At 59.1% G+C, this 8,981-nt stretch carries 6 protein-coding genes and 1 pseudogene; 2 read left to right on the top strand and 5 right to left on the bottom strand.

The window, feature by feature from the left end:
• Positions 1-36: 36 nt before the first annotated feature.
• The 5 genes from EOA38_RS19225 to EOA38_RS19205 all read right to left on the bottom strand — a co-directional run bounded on the left by EOA38_RS19225 (position 37) and on the right by EOA38_RS19205 (position 6,039).
• Complete coding sequence (locus EOA38_RS19225) at positions 37-1,068, bottom strand: ABC transporter ATP-binding protein (protein WP_127299978.1); 1,032 nt, start codon at positions 1,066-1,068, stop codon at positions 37-39.
• A 5-nt stretch (positions 1,069-1,073) separates the two neighbouring features.
• Positions 1,074-2,597, bottom strand: coding sequence for an ABC transporter substrate-binding protein (locus EOA38_RS19220; RefSeq protein WP_245480878.1), 1,524 nt, complete (start codon positions 2,595-2,597; stop codon positions 1,074-1,076).
• A gap of 353 nt (positions 2,598-2,950) precedes the next feature.
• On the bottom strand, positions 2,951-4,483 hold the full coding sequence (locus tag EOA38_RS19215) for an ABC transporter substrate-binding protein (protein ID WP_245480877.1): 1,533 nt from the start codon (positions 4,481-4,483) through the stop codon (positions 2,951-2,953).
• Positions 4,484-4,646: 163 nt separating this feature from the next.
• Complete coding sequence (locus tag EOA38_RS19210; protein WP_127299975.1) at positions 4,647-5,423, bottom strand: DeoR/GlpR family DNA-binding transcription regulator; 777 nt, start codon at positions 5,421-5,423, stop codon at positions 4,647-4,649.
• Positions 5,424-5,457: 34 nt separating this feature from the next.
• Positions 5,458-6,039, bottom strand: coding sequence for a recombinase family protein (locus tag EOA38_RS19205; RefSeq protein WP_127299974.1), 582 nt, complete (start codon positions 6,037-6,039; stop codon positions 5,458-5,460).
• Between the two features lie 625 nt (positions 6,040-6,664).
• Between EOA38_RS19205 and EOA38_RS19200 the strand changes: the two genes are divergently transcribed.
• The gene (locus EOA38_RS19200) at positions 6,665-7,870 is read left to right on the top strand and encodes an ATP-binding protein (RefSeq protein ID WP_127299973.1); all 1,206 of its coding nucleotides are present in this window, start codon (positions 6,665-6,667) and stop codon (positions 7,868-7,870) included.
• Positions 7,863-8,981 (top strand): annotated as a pseudogene (locus EOA38_RS19195) (hypothetical protein); the annotation flags it as partial. The gene EOA38_RS19200 and the pseudogene EOA38_RS19195, both read left to right, overlap by 8 nt.

The raw sequence follows: 8,981 nt of genomic DNA, 5'->3' as shown, positions 1-8,981 counted from the left end.
GATATCGACGACTGACCTTTTCGAGCTGCAGAAGCGTCATTGACATGCACCATCAGCGACGCGGAGGCATCGGACGACGTGGTGTGCCGATACCGTCCGCATGTCCGGCCTTGCCATGCCGCATGCGGCGTCTGCGCTTCGGCAGCGCGGCGCATAGGCGCAGCCTGACGGCAAGACACGATGCGGCGGGGCGCCCGGTATGGCAGTCAACCGGACACGCGGGCCGTCCGAGGGAGGGATCGCGCCAATGAGATCGCGCGTGTATGGATGTTGCGGCGCGTTCAGAAGCGTAGGCGTGGCTGCCTCCTCGACGATGCGGCCGGCATACATGACGCAGACGCGGTCACAGACAGCGGCCACGGCAGCAAGATCATGGCTGATCATGACGAGCCCCATACCGGTGTCGCGCTGGATGGTTTTGAGCAGCAGCAGGATTTGCGCCTGCACGGTGGCGTCAAGCGCCGTGGTCGGCTCGTCGGCGACCAGAAGCTCGGGTTCACCGGCGAGCGCGATGGCGATCATCACCCGCTGGTTCTGCCCGCCTGAGAGTTCGTGTGGATAGGCATTTAGCCTGCTGGTCGCGTCAGGAATGCCAACCTGGTCCAACAACCGTCGCGCCTCTGCGCGCGCTGCCGCGCCCGTGAGGCCGCGATGCAGGAAAAGTGCCTCGTTAATCTGGGCGCCGATGCGATGGACAGGATTGAGCGCACTTGCGGGATCCTGGAAGATCATCGCAATGCGGCCGCCGCGCACCCGATCGAGTACGGAGCTGCTGGCGCCAGCGAGGTTGAAACCATCCAGACGCGCTTCGCCCATGACCTTAGCCGACTTTGGCAGGAGGCCAAGCACCGCACGCCACGTCACGGACTTGCCGCAACCAGACTCTCCAACGATACCAATCGCCTCGCCCTTATTAACGGTAAGGTCGACACCATGGAGCACGGCCTCACCGTTGAAGGATACGGTGAGGCCGTTGACCGTGAGAATAGGTCGTTTGCGGCGACCGGCGACGTCCTGACTGGCGAACAGCGCGGCATCCGCGCTGTTCGTGTAGAATGCGTTCAGCATCGGCTTCACACCACAGGCTCGGGCGGCAACTTCGGGCCGAGCCACATCTGCGGCAACGGATTGGGCGTGAACGCCAGGTCCGTCTTTTGCCCGTAGATGAAGGGCATGGAGTGCAGCGGCGTGATGCAGGGGTCATCGATTTCGACAATGTCCTGCATGCGCTTGAATGCGGCCTTGCGCTTGGCGAGGTCCAGCGTTGTCTCAAGCTGATTGCCGAGCGCATTGAACTCGGCATTGGTCCAGCCGCCCGAGGCCTGCAGGTCGTTTGTCGGACCGATGATCTGCCAGAGCATGGAGACAGGATCGGCGTAAAAGGCGCCGCCTGACGTGTCGTTGATACCGCCGATATTGCCGACCTGGTCCCAGTTCTCGCACATGATCAGCTTGACATTGATACCCGCGGCTTTCCACATCTCGACCAGAGCCTGGTTGTCCGGAAGCTGCATCGGGTAGTAGGTCCCGACGGTCGGATAGGGAATTTCCTCGCCCTTGTAGGAAGACTTGGCCAGCAGCTCCTTGACGAGAGCCGGGTCGTAGGACACGCTTTTGCGCTCGGGATCATTGATTTCGCCGAAGATCGGCAATTGCCAGCTGGTCAGCGCCTTTGCGCGGCCGTTCCAGAGACCGTCAGCCAAGCCTTCCCGATCGATCGCGAAGGCGAGTGCGCGGCGTAGGTTGACATCCTTCAGGACAGGCGTCTTGAGTGGGGCAAAGGTGAGAAAGCGGAACCACATGGCCTCGCCCCCGGTGACGGTGAGTCCACTGACGCCTTCAATCTCCGAGATATGGTCCGGCGTAATGTCGGTGACGATATCGTAGTCTCCGGCCTTGAGGCCGGCGATGCGCGCGGCGATCTCGGGCAGCCGCTTGAAGCGGATGGAGGCGAACGGCGGCTGGCCGCCCCAATAGTCGTCATGGGCGACCAGGGTGATTTCGTCGCCGCTGCGCACATCGCCGATCTTGTAGGGTCCGGTGCCAATCGGCTTTGCCGCCCATGCGTCGTAGCTCGCGGCGGCTTTCCATGCCTTCGCACTGATGATCTGGGTGCCCCATGCCCCGAGCCGGTTTGCGAAGACAGGATCTTCCGTCTTGGTGAACAGGCGGATCGTGCGATCGTCGACCTTCTGCACGTCGGCCAGTGAAGAGAGGAAGTTGGCAACCACCGCTGCACCCGGCGCCTTGTCGCCGCGCAGCCGCTCCACGCCAAGCGAGAACACCACGTCGTCAGCCGTCATCGTGGATCCGTCGTGGAACTTCACATTGTCGCGCAGGACGATCTCGTGGGTCTTCGCGTCGATTTGCTTCAACGATGTCGCCAGAGCGAAGTTGAGGCGGAAATTGTCGTTGTAGTCGGTCCGTAGCAGCTGATCAAAAATACTGTACTGCACCCGCCAGGAGACGTTGGCGATGGAAGAACTGGCCACAGGCTCCAGGATCGTGCGCAGGTCCTGGACTGCGATGTTGAGGCTTGGCCGCTGGCCGCCGGCGGCCAAAAGCGAGCGCGGCAGTGCAAGAGCGCCAGCCGCCATGGCAGTCATGCTGAGAAATGTGCGACGTGATGTTTCCATGTCAAAAACCCTCTCTCTGGCGGACGAACAGGCAATCCGCTTCCAATCCGGGTATAGAGCAGTTATATGACAGTTTTATGCGGGTGTATGACGGATTATGACGGAAACAGGCATGGGCAGCGGTTAAATGTGTGGCAGGGATAGCCCGATGCGATGGGGCGCCCGGTATGGCGGTGAACCGGACACCGGACCGTCTGACGGAGGGATCGCGCGTATATAGATGTTCCGGCGCATTCAGAAGCGACCGGCGACGCCTTAACGGGCGAACAGCGCGGGATCCGCGCTGTTCGTGTTGAATGCGTTCTGCATCGGGCTCACGCCACAGGCTCGGGCGGCAACTTGGGGCCAAGCCACATCTGCGGCAGCGGATTGGGCTTCCAAGAGATGTCCTTCTTTTGCCCATAGATGAACGGCATGGAGTGCAGCGGTGTGACGCAGGGATCTTCGATCTCGACAATGTCCTGCATGCGCTTGAACGCGGCTTTGCGCTTGGCGAGATCCGTCGTCGTCTCAAGCTGATTGCCGAGCGCATTGAACTCGGCATTGGTCCAGCCGCCCGAGGCCTGCAGGTCGTTTGTCGGACCGATGATCTGCCAGAGCATGGAGACGGGATCGGCGTAGAGGCCCCCACCGGACATATCATTGATGCCACCGATGTTGCCAACCTGGTCCCAGTTCTCGCACATGATCAGCTTGACGTTGATCCCTGCGGCCTTCCACATTTCGACAAGTGCCTGGTTGTCCGGAAGCTGCATCGGGTAGTAAGTGCCGACGGTCGGATAGGGAATTTCCTCGCCCCTGTAGGAGGACTTGGCGAGCAACTCCTTGACCAGAGCCGGGTCGTAGGACACGCCCTTGCGGTCGGGGTCATTGATCTCGCCAAAGATCGGCAGCTGAAAGCCGTTGAGCGCCTTTGCGCGGCCGTTCCAGAGGCCGTCTGCGAGCGCATCACGATCGATGGCGGAAGCAAGCGCACGTCGGAGATTGGCATCCTTCAGGACGGGAGTCCTGAGCGGAGCAAAGGTGAGAAAGCGGAACCACGTGGTTTCGCCACCAGTAACTGAAAGGCCGTTGACGCCGTCGATCTCCGCAATGTGATCCGGGGTAATATCTGTGGCGATATCGTAGTCTCCCGCCTTAAGGCCCGCGATGCGCGCGGCGATCTCGGGCAGCCGCTTGAAACGAATGGAGGCGAACGGCGGCTGGCCGCCCCAATATTCGTCGTGCGCGATCAGCGTTATCTCATCGCCCGTTCGCACTTCGCCGATTTTGTAAGGACCAGTGCCGATCGGCAGCGCTGCCCACGCGTTGTAATTCCTGGCGGCCTTCCATGCCTTGGCGCTGATGATCTGGGCGCCCCAGGCGCCGAGACGGTCGATCAAGACCGGATCCTCAGTTCTGGTAACCAGACGGACGGTTCGATCATCGATCTTCTGCACATCGGCAAGCGAGGCAAGAAAGTTTCCAAACACTGCTGCGCCAGGCGCCTTCTCGCCGCGCAACCGCTCCAAGCCAAGCGAGAACACGACGTCGTCAGCCGTCATTATAGAACCGTCATGGAACTTCACATTGTCGCGCAGGCCAATCTCATAGGTCTTCGTATCGAGTTGTTTCAGCGACTTCGCAAGCGCGAAGTGCAGTCGATAGTTATCATTGTAGTCGGTCCGCAGAATTTGATCATAGATACTGTACTGCACTCGCCAGGAAACATTGGCGTTAGAGGAACTATCTACCGGTTCCAGAATGGTGCGCAGGTCCTGGACTGCGATGTTGAGGCCTGGCCGCTGGCCGGCTGCGGCCATGACGGGCCGGGGCAATACCATCGTGCTGGCGGCCAGAGCCGTCATGCCAAGAAATGTGCGACGTGATGCTTGCATGTCCAGAAACCCTCTCACTCTCTGGCGGATGAACAGACATCCGTTTCCAATCCGAGATATAGAGCAGCTACATGACAGTTTTACGCGGGAGTGTGACGGATCGTGATGGAGATGGGCGTGAATAGAATGCTGGTTATGACGGATTTTGCGGCGGGTAAAGGACTTCAGCGCCAGCGCCTTCGATGGCGGTCAGTATGTCCGGTGCCGGTTTCTGATCGGTGATGATTGTGGCGATGGCAGAATGAGGCAGGGTTCGGTAGCGCGCCGACCGATCGAACTTGCTATGGTCGGCGAGCACAGTGATCCTCCGTGCCTGTTCTGCAAGCGTCGCTGCGAGTTCCTGCCCACCCTGCTCATAGTCAAAAACGCCGAGCGTCGGGTGCACCGCATTGACCCCGATGAATGCGATATCGATTTGCTGTTCGCGAAGCGTGCGCAGGGCCGCAAATCCGGTCACGACGCGATAATCGCCGTTGAAATCACCGCCCAGCAGGACGACGCGGTGCCGGCCGCCTTCGGAGGCTGCGATGGCGGTGTCGACCATATTGGTGACGATACGCATTTCCGGCAACATGGATATCCGACGCGCCAGCGCCAGCACCGTGCTTCCCCCACCAAAGAAAAGATTCTGACCCGGCTTCAAAAGGCTGAGCGCGATTTCGGCGATGGCGTTCTTTTCTGCCAGCTGAGAAACGGCACGCGACGAGATGGCCAGGAGCTTCGGTTGCTGTGTGGCGACTGCACCGCCATGGACGCGCACGACCAACCCATCTTGCTCGAGTTGCTTGATATCCCGTCGGGCGGTCTCTTCGGATACATTGAAATGCGACATCAGATCGCGGATCCGAACTTCGCCGTCCGTTTGGACCATCTCGATGAGCTTCTTATGACGATTGTGACTGAGTGACATTCTTCTCTCTTCTCGCGCTCGCGCGCGGCAGAACTCATATCGGTTTGACGGTGGATGCGACTGACTTTTCGGCCTTGAGCGCTTCATAGAGCGCAGTTTTCCCTATCTTTACGCGCGCGGCCGCTTCGCGCACGTTGAGACCGGTTGCGAGCAACTGGCGAGCTTTTTCAAGCTTCTCAGGCGTCACGACAGCCCGCCGCCCGCCACGTCGGCCTCTTTCCACCGCGGCTTGCAGGCCAGCGCGGGTTCTTTCCCTCATCAAATCGCGCTCGAATTGGGCCAGGGCGCCGAAAAAATGGAATACCAAGCGCCCGCCAGATGTCGTTGTATCGATATTTTCAGTGATGGATCGGAAGCCGACGCCTTTGGCCTCCAATTCGGTGATGATCTCGATCAGGTGTTTCATCGAGCGGCCGAGGCGGTCCAGCTTCCAGACGGTGAGTGTGTCGCCCTCCCGGACATATCGAATTGCTTCGCCGAGACCAGGCCGATCAGCCTTCACGCCCGATGCTCTGTCTTCGAATACCCTGTCACAGCCTGCTTTGCGCAATGCGTCGAGCTGCAGGGCAGTTTCCTGGTCGCCGGTGGAGACTCTTGCATAGCCGATGGCAGTCATGAGGGTGACGCGTCCGTTTTCCCGTTGAATTCGGACAATTTCCGATTTGCCTACGAATGGCAAGGTTTTCGGACAAATTCTGTGTACGCCGCGAAACGACCGTTTTACGGGCTGGTTTCAAAACGTCGGACAATCAGGGCTTTCGTGTCGTGACACTGGATCGCAAGTTTCCGGATGGTTGCAGAAAACAATAGCGAAACCCCCTCGTTCCCGTTTCGTTCAAGTTACCATTGTCCCGCGCAAAAACCTTGCAGTGCCCCTAAAAACGCCATTCAGTTCGTTTGTATGAACGTTGAAATCGGCCCAATGGTGAAACTCTCGCGTTGGTCTCGTTTTCTCGTCCTCGTCGGCGACGATCTCTGATCGACGCGGATACCGATCTTCTGAACCCTCGTCTCCGTGGCCATTCCGGCCCAGCTACCTCTTCAAAAGAGTGCGCCTGGATCGGGCGTGGCGAAGAAATAGATCCTTCAAATCCGACCGATTCGTCGGAACCGTTCCACAACACTATGCTTGTCGACGCATCATAATGCCTCCATATTGCAACACTTGACAGTTGCCATGCATCACAATCCCATGTATATGCATCATATCGGCGCACTTCTGCAACGCCAAGGACGTGCATATGGAACACTTTGCCATCATTCAAGCACTCTGCCGCGCAGCGATGGCGGACGCCTCACCTGCGGTACGGAAACAGGTCGAGCGCCTTCGCGACGCCTTGCTGAAGGATGGGGAGTCCAAGCATGCCGCCACTTTGACAGGCCTGCTGACCACAGCGGATCGAACCAAGGAAATATCGCCGAGTCGCATCGAGCGCTCGAAATCGCAGATACTGGGCGAGGCGTTGACACGTAATGCGCCAATTCCGGTCGATCGTGAGACGGCGGCAGCTCTGGCGGAAGTGATTTTCCCAGCGGATATCCAACCGTCCGCACCTCTGTTCAACGCAACAGTGAGCCAGGCGATAGGCACGATCATTGATGAGTGGGCCAACTTCGAGGCGCTATCCGAGATCGACATCCGGCCGTCGAAAACATGCTTGATCTATGGCGCGCCGGGCACGGGAAAGACACGCCTAGCGTTATGGATCGCCCAACAGCTCGACCTGCCGGTGGTGTTGGTGAAGCTGGACGGCCTAGTGTCATCTTTTCTTGGAACGACCGCGCGCAACATCGGCAACCTGTTTGCGTTCGCCAATCGTCACCGATGCGTCCTCCTGCTTGATGAGTTTGACGCCATCGCCAAGGTACGCGACGACCCGCAGGAGGTCGGAGAGATCAAGCGCGTCGTAAACGCGCTGCTGCAGAACCTCGATGTTCGTCGCGATGTCGGCTTCACGATCGGTATCACCAATCACCCAAAGCTTCTGGATTCTGCCGTGTGGCGCCGCTTCGAGGTGCAACTGGAAATTCCTAAGCCGGACTTTGAAATGCGTAAGGCGATTGCCGCGCATTTCATGCCACCGGTTAAAGCTCCCGACAGCCATTTGCGTCTGATCGCATGGTTCACCGAGGGATCGACCGGCGCCGAAATCGAATCGCTGGTTCGGACCTACAAGAAGGCAACTACCGTTCGTGATGAAGACAAGCGCGGTCTGCTCGATACGTTACGGCAGTTCGCAACACTGAATGCAGCTCGGGTCCAGAGTGAGCGTCGCGCGCTCCTGTTCGATGATCCTGCCAATCTATTTCGGGCAATGCGGAACGATCCGATTCTTGACTTTTCCATGACCGACATTGGAGAGATCGCCGGCAAGGATAAATCGACTGTCAGTCGTCAGCTCGGTCGTCAGGTGGGTCGTTCGACCGACGAGGTGTCGAATGGCTAGCCCGATCCAGGTCGTCCTCAATCCGGAAAACTACGTGGAAGCACGAGATGCTGGGGGTGGAGGCGGAGGGAAGGATTTCTTCGCTCACCGTGATCGCGCATTTCGGGACCACAAGGCTGCCCTCATCGGACAGGTCGAGGCGATTTCGGGTGTTCTTAGTGCTCAAGCGCAAGGGGATGTTGGCTATGTGAAGGTCATCCTGCGCCGTGAGGCTTGGGCCAAGAGCCACCGTCCGATCGTGACTTTGTTCCGATCCGACCGAACGCGGCTGGTTGGCGGAGGCGATCTCGGCATCATGATTGTCGAAGGGCGTCCAAGCACGCTCCGTAGAGTCGCTGAGGAGATCGCCAAGGCAGAGACGCATACGATCATGCGCTTCGATGAGAAGAAACAAAGGGACGTGCCGAATCCGTCGCCTCGGAAGAGCGAAACAGGCGCAATAGACCGTATCGAGCTTTTCGGTCCGAGCGATCGTCGGAGCTTCTCAGCAGAAGAGGCAGTCGCCTGGCTGTCCAACCCGATGACTGGCAGTAGCTATCAGGTCGAGCTTTTCGACGCGCCGCCTCCTCGCTCGGAATGGGACCGTATCGACTCGGGCCATCGTCGGCTAGTGGAGTCGTTTATTTCAGGACTAAACGGGCTTGAACATGGTGTGACTGTCGAGCGGCTGCCGGATCGCCACCAAAAACAGACGATATTGTCTGTGCGACTCGATCAGTCAGGAGCCCAGCCGGTCCTGCAGCTCAACGAACCTTCAATGGTGGAACGTCGCCGTGACCTCGCGCCATTCAATCCCGACATCGCCCAGCATTCTCGCCTGCTGACATTTCTTGACCACCATCCGCTTGTGCGACGGATTGAGTTGCCTGGTATTGTCGTGCGCGCGGGTCCGTCCGCCGACCTTTTTGGTCGCCGACGACCCAAAGACGCGATCATACCGGTGCGCGACAGCCGACGCCCACACCCACGGCTCGGAATAATCGACGGCGGCATTAGCGCGGTCTTGTCAGATTGGGTGATCGACCGTTGGGACATACTCGCCAATGAGGATACCGATCTCGCGCATGGGACATTCATCGGCGGCTTGGCGGCGATCGGCGGAGCGCTGAAC

The sequence above is a fragment of the Mesorhizobium sp. M1E.F.Ca.ET.041.01.1.1 genome (assembly GCF_003997355.1).
Taxonomy (GTDB): Bacteria; Pseudomonadota; Alphaproteobacteria; order Rhizobiales; family Rhizobiaceae; genus Mesorhizobium.
This window is presented reverse-complemented; position numbering and strand designations above follow the sequence as displayed.